Consider the following 14,327-nt stretch of genomic DNA (forward strand, 5'->3'; position numbering starts at 1 on the left):
CTTCGGCTTGGCCTTCCTGATGCACCGCTGATTATTAACCATTCTTCCCACGCTGTTGCGCGGTTCGCAACTGTTTTGCGCGTGGCCATTCCAGTGGAATGAGGCAGATGGCGAGCTCCAAAGGGGCAATGAATTGCAGCATTCACGGTTGCTGGCGCATTAGGGTAGGGAGGCGCGCACCGGAATTGTACTTTTTATCATCGCTTTTCCGATCTAGTCATCTAGGAAGGTTCTCAATCGGCAAATTGGGAGTGAGCGTCCATACGCTCATGAAGTATCCGGGCCACTCGAATTTCGCTATCTCCAATCTCATATAGGACAAGATGATGCTCAACCCGATGGGTCCGGCAGCCTTCGAATAGGTCTTCCCTGGTCTTGCCCAGAGCGGGGTTTTTCTGGAGCAGCTGAATGCCGCTTTCTAGCTTGGCTGCGTACGCGTCCATTTGGTCCGCACCCCAAGTCTCTAACGTATATTGAAGGATATCCGTCAGGTCATGTTGTGCAAGCTCAGACAGGACAATATCGAAACTACGGCGTGACAAGTGGATTCACCTTACGTCCGCGTTTGGCGTTCTGTTCGGCGACCTTCTTTGCCGCTTTCATATCGAGGGGTGAACTCCTGCCTTCGCGGAGCTGGACTACCCCTTTTTGGGCCTCTTCTCGCAAAACCTCGTGACGATCACGCGCCTCCATCAAGCGCAATGCCTCACGAACGACTTCACTGGCGTTGTTGTAAAGGCCGGTCGCCACCTTGTCCTTCACCATTTCCTCAAGCTTCGGGGTCAGATTTACGTTCATTGCTCGCTCCATCAACCTGCATTTGCCTACTTATAGCGTAGCAAAGATTGTCAATGACTGACAATAATTTTACAGACCAGACCGCCCCAGCCCCGTAGAGAGACGTGGCGAAACAAACACCTTGGCTTCGACACACTTTCAGCGAGAACGAGCACGGACCCGAGACGAACGGGATCGGGAAAAGCGGCCAATCTTAAGGGCTGAAGCCTCATTATTGGACTCCGCCGTTTGCCACAGGCTCGCCACAAGCCGAAAAAGACTGCGCCGGACAATGGCGGATTTCTGCGGGTTACAGCGGCTGGCTTTTTGGCGACGTTTTTGGTCAAAAAAGGCAATAATTGCCGTAATACAAAATTAAGCTATTGATTCTAAATGGAGCGGGCGACCGGTCTCGAACCGGCGACCTACAGCTTGGGAAGCTGAAAAAATTAAGCCAACTCCAATGGCTTAATACAGAATCGCCACATATTTGCCACAGCAACGTCAGTTTTTGAGTCTGGAGATCATCCCGGTACGCTGGCTTTTGCCATCTTCAGCTTGCCGGATGAGGTGAGCGTAGACATCAAATGTGGTGCTGATATCCGTATGGCCCATCAAGGTTTTGATTTTGGCGATGTCCGTCCCCTCGGCGATCAGTACGGACGCGAAATAGTGGCGAAGCGCATATGGCGTGTAGCGTGGCTTCATCACCGATTCGCCGTCGATGTTCTCGGCGTCCATAAGCCCGGCCTTCTCACAGGCGGCGACAAAACAGCGCTTGCGCCAGTTATCCAGCGACTGCCAGTGACCGCTACTGGTCGGGAAGACCAGATCATGCTCATTCGTAGGGGCAAGGTGGTCGCGGTAATGCACGACCATATCGAGAGTTTCGGGGCTCAGTTCTATAAATCGACGCGCTGCCGGCGTCTTGGTCACGGATAGTTCGCCGCTACGGTCGATCGCGCGCTCGACCTGGATTCCGGACTTGAGGAGGTTGCGTCCCGCGATAGCAATATATTCCTGAGGCCGCATCCCAGAGTCTACGGCGAGGTAGAGCATGGGGCGATAGCGCGCCCATGCGTTCGCAATTTGCAAGTTCTTCGAATTGGCAAGCTCGTCCGCTGCGGTCAAGAGCGCCTTAATTTCGTTGTGGGTTGGAATTTCAACTGGTTCCGAATAGCGCGTTTCCTGCCGCACGCTGACGCCTGATGCCACATTGCTAGCGACGAGGCCTCGTGAAGCCATTTCGGCGAGCACTGCGTGAAAGTAGGTTAGGGTCTTGGCCGCGAGATAGCGGCCCCGTTCGGTGATGAGCCATGACCGGAAAGCGACAACATCCGGTTTGGTCAACTCGCGAAGCCCCTTCTGCCACGCATACAATTTCATGATGTCAGCGATGTAGCTGTAATACCGGTAGGTCGCGTCGGACACTGGCGGCCTGCCGTCGCGGCCTTCGTTCTGGCAAATCTTCAGCCACGCATCAATGGCGTCCGTGATGGTCCAATCGCTTTTCCCAACTCCGCGCTTGCTCCCGTCTTCCCGGAAGGCTCTTGCTTCCTTGGCGGTCGAGAATGTCTTGTATGAATATCCCGTTTTTGAGGTCGGATCGGCATAACGGACCTGATACGTCGAGCCTTTCTTTCCAACCCGTTTTCTGATGTCGGACATGATTCTGGATAACGCTTTTACTTGCTCAGGTCAAACGATTCCCGCAGGTTTTTGGGATTTATGTGTGCGTTGTTTTCAGCGTGAACTTGGCACCGGGTGTAGATTTCCAGAAGGGTATTACGCTCAATCTTAAGGCGCTTATCAATGGGATCGACGAAGAACGGAAGCTTTCTCTTGCCGTGAGCATCTGGATCGGCGGCGCGTTTAATTTGACGAGGAGTAAGCTCTATTCCGATTTCCGCGAGGGCTAGTCTGGCTTCTTCGATATTCAAATAAAATGGCTTGTGCATAAAAATACCTCGTTACGCAGAACGTGAACGCTTTCTCATAATTTGAATTCATCTGCGGCGCTCCGGTAGGGACCACTGCTGTATAGCTTGTTAACCGACAATCCATACTTGTTATGGGGAACGATGGCGTCGCCGAAACCGTTAGTCGGATTAACATAAAGCGTTGCGCCGAGAGAATAACGTACAGCAAGGTCGGATTCTATTTCGTTCAAAGTTTGGAACAAAAGCTGCCTTAATTCTGCGATTGTAATTTCACCTTTAAAAATGATCTGCATCTTTGGCCTCTGCTTTCAGCCTCTAACCTAAAGTGGTATTTCATTAATCTAATGATGGTATAGGCTGGTTTATAAATAATTAATTTTATCAAGTTAAAGTTGATATTTTTTCTTTCCTGTCAACCTGTCGTCTGCCTAAGCCCCCCTTGATCCGCTTTAGTCCGCGAGGACTGCGCGAGGCATCGCGTTGGATAGCCCCTGTACAGTCAAAATCACCACGGTCGGCGTGATGGCGGCGCGCAAGTGCCGAAAACAGAACGAATTGTTCCGTGGCAACGCTATCGCTCGCAACATCATGGAAGATCACGACCTGCCCCTGCCGCCGAAACGCTGCCTGTCGAAAGAACAGGCGGCGGCTTATCTCGGAATCGGCGTTACGCTTCTGTGTTCGCTGGACATCCCAGTTCTCAAGCTTGGCCGCCGTTGTCTTTACGATCGGGTTGACCTGGACGCCTGGCTTGACGAAACTAAGCGTAGAGGGCGGGCCGTAAAGGAACCTTTATGGCTCAGCAAAGAGGTATCTACCGGCGCAAAGACTCCCGGCACTGGTGGATCAGCACAACCCTTCCGGACGGAAGACGCATACGCCAGAGCTCTGGGACTGAAATCTTCGAAGAAGCGCGGGCGCTGCTAGCCAAGCTAACGCTTGACGCCCATCGGGCCGCGCATTTCGGAATCAAGCCCCGGCGAACGTGGCAGGAAGCGGTTATCCGCTACCTCGCCACCAAGATGACGTTGCGGAGCTATCGGGACTTGCAGCGGATTTGCCGGATGCTGGACCCGTACCTGGGTGCCATGACGCTCGATCAGATCACAGGCGATACGGTCTGGACGATTGTTCAGGGAGAGCTCAAGCGCGGTAACAAACCGGCAACTGTGAACCGTTATCTCGCGCTGGTGCGCAATCTGTTGCGGACGGCGCGTGATGAATGGCAATGGATTGATAGCATCCCAAAGGTGCGGCTGCTTCCGGGCGAAGTTGAGCGGGACCGGTGGCTGACGCGGGCAGAAGCAGGCAGGCTGATTCTGGCCTGTCCTCCCCATCTCGCGGCGCTGGTGCGTTTCGCACTGGCGACTGGTTGCCGGGCAGGCGAGATCACCGGTCTGGAGTGGAGTCGGGTCGATCTGGGCAGGCGCACGGCCTGGCTGAACCGGACCAAGAATGGCACACCGCGAGGCGTGCCGTTGAATGCAGATGCAGTGGCGGTATTGCAGGAGCAAGTTGGGAAACATCCACGGGTCTGTTTCACGTATCACGGTGAGCCGATCGTTTGGGGTTTAACGAATTCCGGATGGTGTGCCGCGATGCGCAAGGCGGGTCTGACGGACGTGCGTTTTCATGATCTGCGCCACACGTGGGCGTCCTGGCATCGGCAAGCCGGGACAAGCTGTGACGAGTTGAAAGACTTGGGCGGCTGGAAGTCGCGCAGCATGGTTGATCGGTACGCGAAATTTGCAACCGACAATCTTGCAGCCGCTGCGGCACGGATTGAGGATGCGGCGGGACGTGTCAGTAATGACGCGTCCACGTCACGTTCCTGTCACGACGTGGAAAACGAAAAAGGGCTCAGCTTGCGCTGAGCCCTTTAAATCTTTGGTAGGCCGTACGGGATTCGAACCTGTGACCAACGGATTAAAAGTCCGCTGCTCTACCAGCTGAGCTAACGACCCAAAGAGCCGAAATTATAGTCACACAGACCGTAAGTTGTCAACGGAGCGTAAAAATGCTCCGCATCGCGGAACGGCGGAAATCGCGCACAAAACCCATAAGAAAAAGCCCGCAGCAACCACGCAACGGGCTTTTTCAACGAGAGGCGCAAAGACCAGCTTTGCTTACTTCACCTGCGACATCTTGCTTTCAGCCGACTGCGCGGCTTCCGTTCCACCGTACTGCGAGATGACCTGATCCAGCGTCTTTTTCGCAGCGGCTTTTTGACCTTGCTCGATCTGGTTGTTCGCGATAGCGAGCAGCGCATCAGGCGCTCGCGGATGCGTCGGGTATTTCGTCACCAGATTTTGCCAGGTTGCGGTCGATGCCTTGTAATCACGCAGAGCATACAGCGCGTTGCCCAGCCAATATTGCGCGGTCGGCTGGTACGGGCTGTCCGGATACTTGGCGACAAACGTCCTGAACGATGCAGCAGCGTTCTTGAAGTCGCCGTTACGGAATTGCGTTGACGCCGCATTGAACGCTTCAGTCTCGCCGGGCTGCACCGTCCCTTGCACGCCATCCACCGTCTGCTGCTGCGGTTCGAACTTCTTCAACCGGCCATCGAGGTCGGTGTAGTAGTCCTTTTGCTGCTTTTGCAACGTCGTCAATTGGTTGGCCAGGTCCTCGTTCTGGCCTCGAAGCGTAGCGACCTGCTGATTCAACTGGTCAAGACGATTCGATTGATCGAGGATCGTGCGCTGAGCGGCGGACAACTGGCTAGCCAGACTATCCGTTTTCGTGCGCAAATCGAGCACGGCTTTACGCGCTTCATTGTCATCAAACAACGCCGCGTGCGCTGACCCGCCGACCACGGCCGAACCCAACAAACAAGCAACTGCGACCGAGCGCAGCGAGGGGAAGCGATACAACATACGGCGACTCACCCGTGACTGGTTACGTTACTGTTGATAAACGAGATCAGCGCGACGATTCTGCGCCCACGACGCTTCATCATGCCCCGTTGCTTGCGGCTTTTCCTTGCCCAGGCTCACGGCTTCCATCTGCGTGTCTGCCACACCCAGCAGCGACATTGCGCGACGCACAGCTTCAGCACGCTTCTGGCCCAGCGCCAGGTTGTACTCGCTCGTGCCGCGCTCGTCGGTGTTGCCCTGGATCAGGACGTGACGGTCCGGATGGCTCTTCAGATACTGCGCGTGTTGTTGCAGCAGCGGCTGATAGTCGTCACGAACAGCGTAGCTGTCGAAGTCGAAGTAAATGCTGCGCTTGGCCAGCGGGCTGTTCGGATCGTTCAGCGGATCGACGTTGACCTGTTGAACTGCGTTCGCGTCGGGTTGCGTGCCGATCGCGCCTTTGTTTGCACCTTCATCCAGCTTCACGCCTGAATGACATGCGGCCAATGCACCGACCATCGCCACTGCAAAGCCGATACGAATTTTAGACATCATGGTTACTCTCCTTGTGTGTTGCTGCTTAAGTTATTGCGTGAGGTTTATTGCATGAACGGACCCCAGGACGGCTCGCGTACGCTGCCCCCCTGAAGCGACAAGACTTGCCGCGTACGACCATCAGTCGACACGGCCGCCAACACGCCACGCCCGTTCACTTGGGTGGCGTAGAGGATGTACTGACCATTCGCCGCGAAACTGGGCGATTCGTCTGCTGTGGTGTCGGTCAGGCCAGTTGCCGTGCCGGACGCGAGGTCCAGCAAATACAACTTGAAGCCGCCGCCAACACGCGAAATGTACGCAATCTGCTTGCCGTCCGGGCTCACTCGCGGGCTTGTATTGTAATTCCCCGTGAATGTGACGCGCTGTGCCTGGCCGGCGCTTTCGCCGTTCGCCGACATCTTGTAGATCTGAGGCGCGCCGCCGCGGTCGCTCGTGAAATAAATCGTGTTGCCATCGGGAGAGTAAGCCGGCTCGGTGTCAATCGAGCTGCCCAGTGTCAGGCGACGCAAACCGCTGCCGTCCGCGTTCACCTGGAAAATCTGCGTGTTGCCGGTAGTCGACAGGGCAACCGCAAGCTTGCGGCCGTCCGGCGCCCACGCCGGTGCACTGTTATTGCCTTTCTGATTCGATACGATCACACGCTTGCCTGTCGGCAGGTCGTGGATATAAACAACGGGTTTTTTCTTTTCGAACGAGACGTACGCGACCTTGGTGCCGTCAGGCGACCACGCCGGCGAGATGATCGGCTCGGGGCTCGACAGCGCAATGCGCGCGTCCTGACCATCGGAGTCCGAAATCTGCAACTGATAACGGCCGCCGGTCTTGATCACATACGACAGGCGCGTCGCGAAAACGCCACGATCCCCCAGCAATTTCGCGTAGATATAGTCCGCGACCTTGTGTGCACTCATGCGCAAACCGCTTTCCGGACTGACAAGCGACAGGCCGCCCAGGCTTTGCTGCTTGACCGTGTCATACAGGCGGAAGCGCACTTCGTACTGGCCGTTCGGCAGGCGGTTCACGCTACCGGACACGAATGCGTCCGCACCTTTCGCTTTCCAGCTGCCAAGGTCGACGGAATCCGTTTCCGACACGGGTGTGGCGCCCGCATCAATATTTGTAAACTTGCCGCTGCGCGCCAGATCCTGACGAACGATCGCGCTAATCTGCTGCGGCGAATTTGCTTCGTTGGCAAACGTGGCGGTGGCAATGGGAAATTGGGTAGAACCTACGCCCGTTACAAGCACATTCAACTGCGCATGCGCAGCGGTGCCCGCGGCGATCAGGCAGGATGCAACAAGCGTTTTCAGGCCAAGCTTTGTCATCAAACTCATGTATCTGGTTCCAGAAAAAGCGATTTTTAAACTACCGGCGGCAGCAGAAGAGACCACCGGACGCACAATTCGTTCCCGTCAAGGCTCATTGTGCGCTGTCGTTTTACCATGTCCGTTCAACCACCCGCCGGACGCATTGTGATCGTAAACGTCGGCGGTGCCTGACCGTTGATGTCCAGCGGCATCGGATCCGAGAGCTGAACTGCGCGGAGCGCGGCCTGGTCCCACTGATCGTTGCCGCTCGAGCGCTGGATTGACGCAGACAACAGCGTGCCGGTCGCCGGAGAGACACGTACCGAGATCACCGTCTCAAGTCCCGCTGTTTCTCCTCCCCACCGGATGTTTGGACGAACGCGCCGCTGCACCTTCTCAGCGTACCCGGCCGATGTCGCGGTCCCACCCGCGCCGCGACCTGTACCGCTCTTGGCCAGTCCTTCGCCGCTCTCGCTCGTTCCGCCACCCGCCTGACCCTGCAACGCCGCAAGCCGCGCGCTGCGTTCCTTATCAAGCTTGGCCTTCGCCTGTGCGTCGGCCTGGGCCTTGGCTTTCGCCTTGGCGTCCGCCTGAGCCTTGGCCTTGGCGTCCGCCTGCTCCTGCGCCTTCTCTTGAGCTTCCTTCTGCTGCTCCGCGGCTTTCGCTGCGTCAGCTTCCTTCTCTTTGGCCTGTTGCGCCTTCTGCTGATCGAGCTTCTGTTGAGCAAGCTGCTTTTGCTTATCGGCCTGCTTCTGCTTATCCTGAGCCGCTTTTTGCGCCGCTAAAGCGGCTTGCTGCGCAGCTTGTTGTGCTGCGAGCTGCTGCTGGCGCTTGGCCTCCGCTTCCTGGTCGGCCAGCTGCTGCGCACGTTGCTGTTCAGCCAGTTGCGCGGCGCGGGCCGCTGCTTCCTGCTGCTTACGTTTCTTTTCCTGCAATGCGATGTCAGCTTCCTCGTCCTTCGCCGGCGGCGGTGCCGGCTGCACCTTGATCGGCGGCGCAGGCGGCGGAACAGGGCGGGGCGTAGGCGCCGACACATCCGGGATGTCGGTCCACAACTCTGCCTCGGCGCCCGCCGGGGTGTTGTTCTGCCAGTTGACGCCGTGATACAGGAGGATCCCGAGCAGCACATGCATCAGCGCGGCGAGCGCGAACGCTTTCCATGTCCCGCGTTCACGCGGCGGACGGACGGGGCGCGCGCTGACACGCGCACCATGGTGACTGCTGGACTGCCGATTCATCATTGCGATTTGACTAACAATCCGACCCGTTTGACGCCTCGCGCCTTCATATCCGACATCACGTTCATGACGACTTCATATTTCACGGTCTTGTCGGCAGCAATCACCACGGGCTGGTCGGGATGCGATTCCTGGCGATTCAGCACGAACGTCTTGAGGTCACCCTCCGTCATGCTCTGCTGCTGTGCCGCGCCGCCGTCGTCCTTGTAGCGCACGGTCATGCTGCCGTCGGCCTTGATATTGACCACGACCGGGGGCGTTTGCTCCTGGGGAGCCGCATTGCCGACCGTGGGCAGGTTGATGATGGAAGGCGAGACGAGCGGGGCGGTCACCATGAAAATGACGAGCAGCACGAGCATCACGTCAATGTACGGCACGACGTTGATGTCGGACATGGCGCGCCTTGAACTGCCGCGCATGCTGGAACGCATTGGACCTCCGGCCATACTGGACTCCTTAATGGGCCTGACGCTGCAAGATGTTCGAGAACTCTTCGATAAACGTTTCGAAGCGAATGGCGAGGCGGTCGATATCGTGTGCGTAGCGGTTGTACGCCACCACCGCGGGAATCGCCGCGAACAGGCCGATTGCTGTCGCCACGAGCGCTTCGGCAATACCCGGCGCCACGTTCGCAAGCGTTGCCTGCTGTACGTTGGCCAGGCCGCGGAACGAATTCATGATCCCCCAGACCGTGCCGAACAAACCAATATACGGGCTGACCGAGCCGACCGACGCGAGAAACGCGAGGTTGACTTCCAGCACATCCATTTCACGCTGGAACGCGGCGCGCATGGCACGGCGTGAACCATCGAGAATCGCGGCCGGATCACTCATGCGGCGCTCTTTGCCCTTGAGGAACTCACGCATGCCCGATTCGAAGATCCGTTCCAGCGCACCAATTGTGTGGCGGTTATTAGCAGCACTTTGATAAAGCGCCTGCAGGTCACCGCCCGACCAGAAATCGCGTTCGAAACGCTCGGTCTGATTCTGCGCGCGCCGAATGGCAAACCACTTGCGAATGATGTAGGTCCACGACAACAACGACAGTATCAGCAGCAGCGCCATGACGGCCTGCGCCAGCAGGCTTGCATGGATGACGAGAGAAACGATCGACAGGTCTTGTGTAGTGTTCATAAAGGTCCGCTGTTACGTCCCAAAGGGGCGTCCGAGGTGCACTGGCTCGGAATTGTCAGGTTTTCGACAAACGACTGAAAGCGTAGACAGGTCCTGCAAGCAAATACTCGGTACTTCTATGCCCGCATGCCTGATAGCACGCGGGCTCGATTCGGTTCAGGTCTTGATGGAGTCAAAGAGTCTTTGTCTACATGGGTTTTTCTGAACAAGATGATTTAAACGGTACTGGCACTGCCATGGTTGACGCGTTATTTGAGACAGATTCTTGCGGTCCGCTGCGTAACCCGTTGAGCACCGAGGCAGGAATCCCGACCGGGCGGATGGCGCCGACACTGACCGATGCCACCTTGATGTCGCCGGAAGCCAGCAAGGTGCCGTCCCGCCGGGCTTCCTGATGGAAATCCACCGACGCTCCGCCAATACGCTCGATCCGGCTTACCACATGAATGATGTCATCGAGGCGCGCGGGCGCCGAATACTCGAGCGCCGTGCGCTTGACGACGAACAACACGCCGTCCGACTCGGCCAGCACACGCTGGTCGATGCCGCACGCCCGCAACCATTCAGTGCGTGCCCGTTCGAAAAACTTCAGGTAGTTCGCGTAGAAGACGATACCGCCGGCGTCGGTGTCCTCGTAATAGACCCGGAGCGGCCAATCGAAGGTCAAGAGGCGTTTCGCCTGCTGAGGCTCGCTGGTGGACATGTTCATCCGCGCATTTTACCGGAAGCCGCAAAACGTCCGTCGAATCGTGCTGTTGGTTGCTGCTTTCTGGCAACCATCGGCTGTACGCCTGGCATATTCACTGGCCTGACTCAGCCGCGATGCACGGTCAATGGAGCAAACGACTGCGCGATCGGCATCAACTCAATGGCGTTGATATTCACGTGCGCCGGGCGCGTGGCGATCCAATAGATGGAGTCGGCAATGTCCTCGGGCGTTAGCGGCTGCATGTCCTTATAGACGTTCGATGCCTTCGAGTCGTCGCCTTTGAAGCGAACATTCGAGAACTCCGTGCCCCCGCACAGGCCCGGTTCGATGTCGGTGACGCGCAACGCCGTGCCGCTCAGGTCCGCGCGGAGGTTCAGGCTGAACTGGCGCACGAATGCTTTGGTCGCGCCATAAACATTGCCGCCCGCGTAAGGATACGTGGCCGCGACCGAACTCAGATTAAACACGTGCCCACGATTGCGTTCGACCATGCCGGGCAATAACGCATGCGTGACCGTGACCAATCCTTTGCAGTTGGTGTCGATCATGTTGTTCCAGTCGTCCAGGCTCGCCCGCTGTGCCGGTTCCAGGCCGAGCGCCAGACCGGCATTGTTGACAAGCACGTCGATATGCGAAAAAGCATCCGGCAGCGCCGCGACGGCCGATTTGATCGCCGCCTCGTCGCGAACGTCGAGTTCGACGGGCAGCAGCGCGTCGCCGAGTTCCTGCGACAGCGCCAGCAAGCGGTCTTTACGGCGCGCGGTTGCAATCACGCGATGGCCGCCTTTGACAAACGTGCGCGCAATGGCTGCGCCGAAGCCGGCGGAAGCGCCAGTGACAAATACGATCATGTGCGGATTCCGGTTGTAATGTTGTGCGTCAGATTTCGGAAAGGAACGCTCGCGTGCCGCCGCCCGGACGTTTGCGAGAAAGCGGGACAGCGTACTTCCATTGCTGCGACGCGGCAAGTTGTCAAGATATTTCTTTCAATTCGCTTTCGAGGCCGGCTTAGCAGCGCAAATACCGCTCCCGGTCGGCAATTTTAGCGCCTGGGCCATACTTCGGTGGCACCTGGGTGAGATTCGCACCCGGTCGCCGCTAGAACGTTGCTGCCTTGGAAGCGCCTGTTTAAGGGGTTTTCCGGCAGTTGCCTATTCTCAGGCGGCCCATTAAACTAAGGCTCTCCAGCCCTGCGTAACTGGCGACAAGGATCTTCGGATCCGAGGTGGATTAACCCACCGGGAAGCGCAGGGTGTCGTTTTGCCGTTCGCCTGGGCAGCTGAGATCCGCACGCGCTCGTTGCGTTGCCGGTGGCTGTCCGTCTCGCGTAAACGGAGCTTCTCTCTTCCGCCTCGCTTGGGACCCATCGTGCTTCTCGCTCTCGCGGCGTAGCGCATATGTACACGCGCGATCCGGTCAACTGACACCCATTCAACGGAAAACGTATGTTTGATAAAGCCCAAAGTACCATCGCCCAGGTCGATCCGGAATTGTTTGCGGCGATCGAGCAGGAAAACCGCCGCCAGGAAGATCACATCGAGCTGATCGCGTCGGAAAACTACACGAGCCCGGCCGTCATGGCCGCTCAAGGCTCGCAACTCACGAATAAATACGCGGAAGGCTACCCGGGCAAGCGCTATTACGGCGGCTGCGAGTACGTCGATATTGTCGAGCAACTGGCGATCGACCGCGTGAAGCAATTGTTCGGCGCGGAAGCCGCGAACGTACAGCCGAATTCCGGCTCGCAAGCCAATCAGGGCGTGTTCTTCGCCATGCTCAAGCCCGGCGACACCATCATGGGCATGAGCCTGGCTGAAGGCGGTCACCTCACGCACGGTTCGCCGGTGAACATGTCCGGCAAGTGGTTCAACGTGGTCAGCTACGGCCTGAACGAAGCCGAAGATATCGACTACGACAAAACCGAGGAGCTGGCTAAGGAACACAAGCCGAAGCTGATTGTGGCGGGCGCGTCCGCGTTTGCGCTGAAGATCGATTTCGAGCGGCTGTCGAAGATCGCAAAGAGCGTCGGCGCGTATTTCATGGTCGACATGGCGCATTACGCCGGTCTGATCGCCGCCGGTGTTTATCCGAACCCGGTGCCGTTCGCTGACTTCGTCACGACCACGACCCACAAGAGCCTGCGCGGCCCGCGCGGCGGCGTGATCCTGATGAAAGCCGAGTTCGAGAAGCAGATCAACTCGGCTATTTTCCCGGGCATCCAGGGTGGCCCGCTCATGCACGTCATTGCCGGCAAGGCCGTGGCGTTCAAGGAAGCGTTGTCGCCGGAATTCAAGGCATACCAGCAACAGGTCGCGGAGAACGCGCGGGTGCTGGCCGAGACCCTAGTAAAGCGCGGCTTGCGGATTGTTTCGGGACGCACCGAGAGCCACGTGATGCTGGTCGACCTGCGCGCCAAGCACATCACCGGCAAGGCAGCGGAAGCTGCGCTCGGCAAGGCTCATATCACCGTGAACAAGAACGCGATTCCGAACGATCCGGAAAAGCCGTTCGTCACCAGCGGTGTGCGTCTCGGCTCGCCGGCCATGACCACGCGCGGTTTCGGTGTGGCTGAGGCGGAGCAGGTGGGTAACCTGATTGCCGACGTGCTGGACGCGCCGGAAGACGAAGCCAACCTCGAGCGCGTACGCACGAAGGTCGCCGCGTTGACCAAGCAATTCCCGGTCTACGGCTAAGCCATGCGCTGCCCCTTCTGCCGGCACGAGGACACGCAAGTGGCGGATTCGCGCGTGTCGGAAGATGGGGCGGCAATTCGCCGGCGGCGGCGTTGCCCCGCCTGCGACAAACGTTTCACCACGTATGAGCGCGTGGAACTCGCGTTGCCGTCGGTCGTCAAGAAGGACGGCAGCCGTACCGAGTTCGACCGCGCCAAGATTGTGGCGAGCATGCAACTGGCGCTGCGCAAACGCCCGGTTGCTGCGGACGCCGTTGATGCCGCCGTTGCGCGGATCGAATATCAGTTGCTTGGTAGCGGCGAACGAGAAGTTCGCAGCGACCGTCTGGGCGAACTGGTGATGAACGAGCTCCGCCAGTTGGACACCATTGCCTACGTGCGTTTTGCTTCGGTCTACAAACGCTTTGAAGACGTGTCCGAATTCGAAGACGTGCTCGAGGAATTCCGGCGTGCCGCGCCGCGCAAATCCAGTCCCCGAAAACGCTGAGCATTTTCCGCATTTCCCTGTCCTTTCTCGCTTGGACCCAGTGATCGTTTTGACAGTATGTCGAGGCTTTTGCACGTCCGATACTCGACCGATCGGCTAATGGCGCACATCGAAAATTCTGCCTAGATTGAGTGTTGGCTTGAGCTCAATCGATAAGGAATACAGATGAATTTACGATGCTTGTCAGGCTTTACGCTGCTCGAGCTGACTGTCTCCGTTGCACTCGGTTTGCTGGTCGTTCTCGCGACTATTTCACTGTCTCGCTGACAGCGGTTTGCCTACGATCAGGCGACGGAAACAACGCGCCTGCGCGACGCGGCAAGCACCGCCCTCGACCTGATCGACCAGCAGGTGCAGAGGGCGGGTTTTGTCCCGGCGGGCGCCGAGCCGGCAGACAAGAGCCCGGCGCTGTTCGGTTGCTCGCCAGGCCGCCCGGCCGGGGGCGGCGCCTCATGATCACGCTCGGCGTGGCGGCGATCATTGCGACATTCGCCATGCCAGGGTACTGGGAACAGGTGGCAGGAGGGTATCGGCTGGATGCGGTGACTGCGCTTTACCGTGCCGCTCAACATAGGGAGAGCGCGCGAACGGTTTGGAGCAATGACGTGGCTACCAGGCTGCCGTTCAGCT

17 protein-coding genes, 1 tRNA gene and 1 riboswitch are annotated in these 14,327 nt (G+C 58.0%); of the genes, 4 read left to right on the forward strand and 14 right to left on the reverse strand.

Features of this window, described 5'->3' with window-relative positions:
- Nucleotides 1-233: 233 nt before the first annotated feature.
- From ABH944_RS26610 to ABH944_RS26630, 5 genes are all read right to left on the reverse strand, one after another.
- Nucleotides 234-542 carry a type II toxin-antitoxin system RelE/ParE family toxin gene (locus ABH944_RS26610; protein WP_404610228.1) on the reverse strand — a complete coding sequence of 103 codons (309 nt, stop codon included), beginning with the start codon at nucleotides 540-542 and terminating at the stop codon, nucleotides 234-236.
- Nucleotides 529-798 (reverse strand): type II toxin-antitoxin system ParD family antitoxin, encoded by a 270-nt coding sequence (locus ABH944_RS26615; protein WP_404610227.1) that lies wholly within the window; start codon nucleotides 796-798, stop codon nucleotides 529-531. Before ABH944_RS26615 ends, ABH944_RS26610 begins: the two co-directional genes overlap by 14 nt.
- A 483-nt stretch (nucleotides 799-1,281) precedes the next feature.
- A complete protein-coding gene (locus tag ABH944_RS26620; RefSeq protein ID WP_404610226.1) occupies nucleotides 1,282-2,445 on the reverse strand; it encodes a tyrosine-type recombinase/integrase in 1,164 nt (387 codons plus the stop codon).
- A 17-nt stretch (nucleotides 2,446-2,462) separates the two neighbouring features.
- Nucleotides 2,463-2,735, reverse strand: a complete 273-nt coding sequence (locus ABH944_RS26625; RefSeq protein ID WP_404610225.1) for a hypothetical protein — start codon at nucleotides 2,733-2,735, stop codon at nucleotides 2,463-2,465.
- Between the two features lie 35 nt (nucleotides 2,736-2,770).
- Complete coding sequence (locus ABH944_RS26630; RefSeq protein WP_404610224.1) at nucleotides 2,771-3,010, reverse strand: hypothetical protein; 240 nt, start codon at nucleotides 3,008-3,010, stop codon at nucleotides 2,771-2,773.
- Nucleotides 3,011-3,511: 501 nt separating this feature from the next.
- Here ABH944_RS26630 and ABH944_RS26635 point away from each other — a divergent pair.
- Nucleotides 3,512-4,591, forward strand: coding sequence for a tyrosine-type recombinase/integrase (locus tag ABH944_RS26635; protein WP_404610223.1), 1,080 nt, complete (start codon nucleotides 3,512-3,514; stop codon nucleotides 4,589-4,591).
- A 14-nt stretch (nucleotides 4,592-4,605) separates the two neighbouring features.
- On the opposite strand, the gene ABH944_RS26640 is transcribed toward ABH944_RS26635, so the two are convergent.
- The 9 genes from ABH944_RS26640 to ydfG all read right to left on the reverse strand — a co-directional run bounded on the left by ABH944_RS26640 (nucleotide 4,606) and on the right by ydfG (nucleotide 11,369).
- Nucleotides 4,606-4,681, reverse strand: a tRNA-Lys gene (locus ABH944_RS26640).
- Nucleotides 4,682-4,843: 162 nt separating this feature from the next.
- A complete protein-coding gene (gene ybgF / locus ABH944_RS26645; RefSeq protein WP_062081638.1) occupies nucleotides 4,844-5,593 on the reverse strand; it encodes a tol-pal system protein YbgF in 750 nt (249 codons plus the stop codon).
- Between the two features lie 27 nt (nucleotides 5,594-5,620).
- A complete protein-coding gene (gene pal, locus ABH944_RS26650) occupies nucleotides 5,621-6,127 on the reverse strand; it encodes a peptidoglycan-associated lipoprotein Pal (protein WP_062081640.1) in 507 nt (168 codons plus the stop codon).
- Nucleotides 6,128-6,171: 44 nt separating this feature from the next.
- On the reverse strand, nucleotides 6,172-7,464 hold the full coding sequence (gene tolB, locus ABH944_RS26655) for a Tol-Pal system beta propeller repeat protein TolB (RefSeq protein ID WP_404610222.1): 1,293 nt from the start codon (nucleotides 7,462-7,464) through the stop codon (nucleotides 6,172-6,174).
- Nucleotides 7,465-7,580: 116 nt separating this feature from the next.
- Entirely contained in the window at nucleotides 7,581-8,675 is a 1,095-nt protein-coding gene (gene tolA, locus ABH944_RS26660) for a cell envelope integrity protein TolA (protein WP_404610336.1), read from the reverse strand.
- On the reverse strand, nucleotides 8,675-9,121 hold the full coding sequence (gene tolR / locus ABH944_RS26665) for a protein TolR (RefSeq protein WP_097265032.1): 447 nt from the start codon (nucleotides 9,119-9,121) through the stop codon (nucleotides 8,675-8,677). The genes tolA and tolR overlap by 1 nt, the downstream gene beginning before the upstream one ends.
- A gap of 10 nt (nucleotides 9,122-9,131) precedes the next feature.
- The gene (gene tolQ / locus ABH944_RS26670; RefSeq protein ID WP_404610221.1) at nucleotides 9,132-9,809 is read right to left on the reverse strand and encodes a protein TolQ; all 678 of its coding nucleotides are present in this window, start codon (nucleotides 9,807-9,809) and stop codon (nucleotides 9,132-9,134) included.
- Nucleotides 9,810-9,996: 187 nt separating this feature from the next.
- On the reverse strand, nucleotides 9,997-10,512 hold the full coding sequence (gene ybgC, locus ABH944_RS26675) for a tol-pal system-associated acyl-CoA thioesterase (protein WP_404610220.1): 516 nt from the start codon (nucleotides 10,510-10,512) through the stop codon (nucleotides 9,997-9,999).
- Between the two features lie 110 nt (nucleotides 10,513-10,622).
- Nucleotides 10,623-11,369, reverse strand: coding sequence for a bifunctional NADP-dependent 3-hydroxy acid dehydrogenase/3-hydroxypropionate dehydrogenase YdfG (gene ydfG / locus ABH944_RS26680; RefSeq protein WP_404610219.1), 747 nt, complete (start codon nucleotides 11,367-11,369; stop codon nucleotides 10,623-10,625).
- A 333-nt stretch (nucleotides 11,370-11,702) separates the two neighbouring features.
- A riboswitch (ZMP/ZTP riboswitch) is annotated at nucleotides 11,703-11,802 on the forward strand.
- Between the two features lie 161 nt (nucleotides 11,803-11,963).
- Here ydfG and glyA point away from each other — a divergent pair.
- From glyA to ABH944_RS26695, 3 genes are all read left to right on the forward strand, one after another.
- Nucleotides 11,964-13,211: a serine hydroxymethyltransferase gene (glyA, locus tag ABH944_RS26685; RefSeq protein WP_404610218.1), complete on the forward strand. Its 1,248-nt coding sequence runs from the start codon at nucleotides 11,964-11,966 to the stop codon at nucleotides 13,209-13,211.
- Between the two features lie 3 nt (nucleotides 13,212-13,214).
- Nucleotides 13,215-13,697, forward strand: a complete 483-nt coding sequence (gene nrdR / locus ABH944_RS26690) for a transcriptional regulator NrdR (protein WP_062081655.1) — start codon at nucleotides 13,215-13,217, stop codon at nucleotides 13,695-13,697.
- 165 nt (nucleotides 13,698-13,862) lie between these two features.
- Entirely contained in the window at nucleotides 13,863-13,964 is a 102-nt protein-coding gene (locus tag ABH944_RS26695) for a prepilin-type N-terminal cleavage/methylation domain-containing protein (RefSeq protein ID WP_404610217.1), read from the forward strand.
- The last annotated feature ends 363 nt before the right edge of the window (nucleotides 13,965-14,327 follow it).

Source organism: Caballeronia udeis (genome assembly GCF_044909315.1).
In the GTDB taxonomy this organism is placed as follows: domain Bacteria; phylum Pseudomonadota; class Gammaproteobacteria; order Burkholderiales; family Burkholderiaceae; genus Caballeronia; species Caballeronia udeis_A.

Bases quoted from the DNA above. Each gene is read 5' to 3' on its own strand.
- ABH944_RS26615 (WP_404610227.1), bottom strand. From the start codon at position 798: ATGAACGTAAATCTGACCCCGAAGCTTGAGGAAATGGTGAAGGACAAG.
- ABH944_RS26620 (WP_404610226.1), bottom strand. From the start codon at position 2,445: ATGTCCGACATCAGAAAACGGGTTGGAAAGAAAGGCTCGACGTATCAG.
- ABH944_RS26625 (WP_404610225.1), bottom strand. From the start codon at position 2,735: ATGCACAAGCCATTTTATTTGAATATCGAAGAAGCCAGACTAGCCCTC.
- ABH944_RS26630 (WP_404610224.1), bottom strand. From the start codon at position 3,010: ATGCAGATCATTTTTAAAGGTGAAATTACAATCGCAGAATTAAGGCAG.
- ABH944_RS26635 (WP_404610223.1), top strand. From the start codon at position 3,512: ATGGCTCAGCAAAGAGGTATCTACCGGCGCAAAGACTCCCGGCACTGG.
- ybgF (WP_062081638.1), bottom strand. From the start codon at position 5,593: ATGTTGTATCGCTTCCCCTCGCTGCGCTCGGTCGCAGTTGCTTGTTTG.
- pal (WP_062081640.1), bottom strand. From the start codon at position 6,127: ATGATGTCTAAAATTCGTATCGGCTTTGCAGTGGCGATGGTCGGTGCA.
- tolB (WP_404610222.1), bottom strand. From the start codon at position 7,464: ATGAGTTTGATGACAAAGCTTGGCCTGAAAACGCTTGTTGCATCCTGC.
- tolA (WP_404610336.1), bottom strand. From the start codon at position 8,675: ATGAATCGGCAGTCCAGCAGTCACCATGGTGCGCGTGTCAGCGCGCGC.
- tolR (WP_097265032.1), bottom strand. From the start codon at position 9,121: ATGGCCGGAGGTCCAATGCGTTCCAGCATGCGCGGCAGTTCAAGGCGC.
- tolQ (WP_404610221.1), bottom strand. From the start codon at position 9,809: ATGAACACTACACAAGACCTGTCGATCGTTTCTCTCGTCATCCATGCA.
- ybgC (WP_404610220.1), bottom strand. From the start codon at position 10,512: ATGTCCACCAGCGAGCCTCAGCAGGCGAAACGCCTCTTGACCTTCGAT.
- ydfG (WP_404610219.1), bottom strand. From the start codon at position 11,369: ATGATCGTATTTGTCACTGGCGCTTCCGCCGGCTTCGGCGCAGCCATT.
- glyA (WP_404610218.1), top strand. From the start codon at position 11,964: ATGTTTGATAAAGCCCAAAGTACCATCGCCCAGGTCGATCCGGAATTG.
- nrdR (WP_062081655.1), top strand. From the start codon at position 13,215: ATGCGCTGCCCCTTCTGCCGGCACGAGGACACGCAAGTGGCGGATTCG.
- ABH944_RS26695 (WP_404610217.1), top strand. From the start codon at position 13,863: ATGAATTTACGATGCTTGTCAGGCTTTACGCTGCTCGAGCTGACTGTC.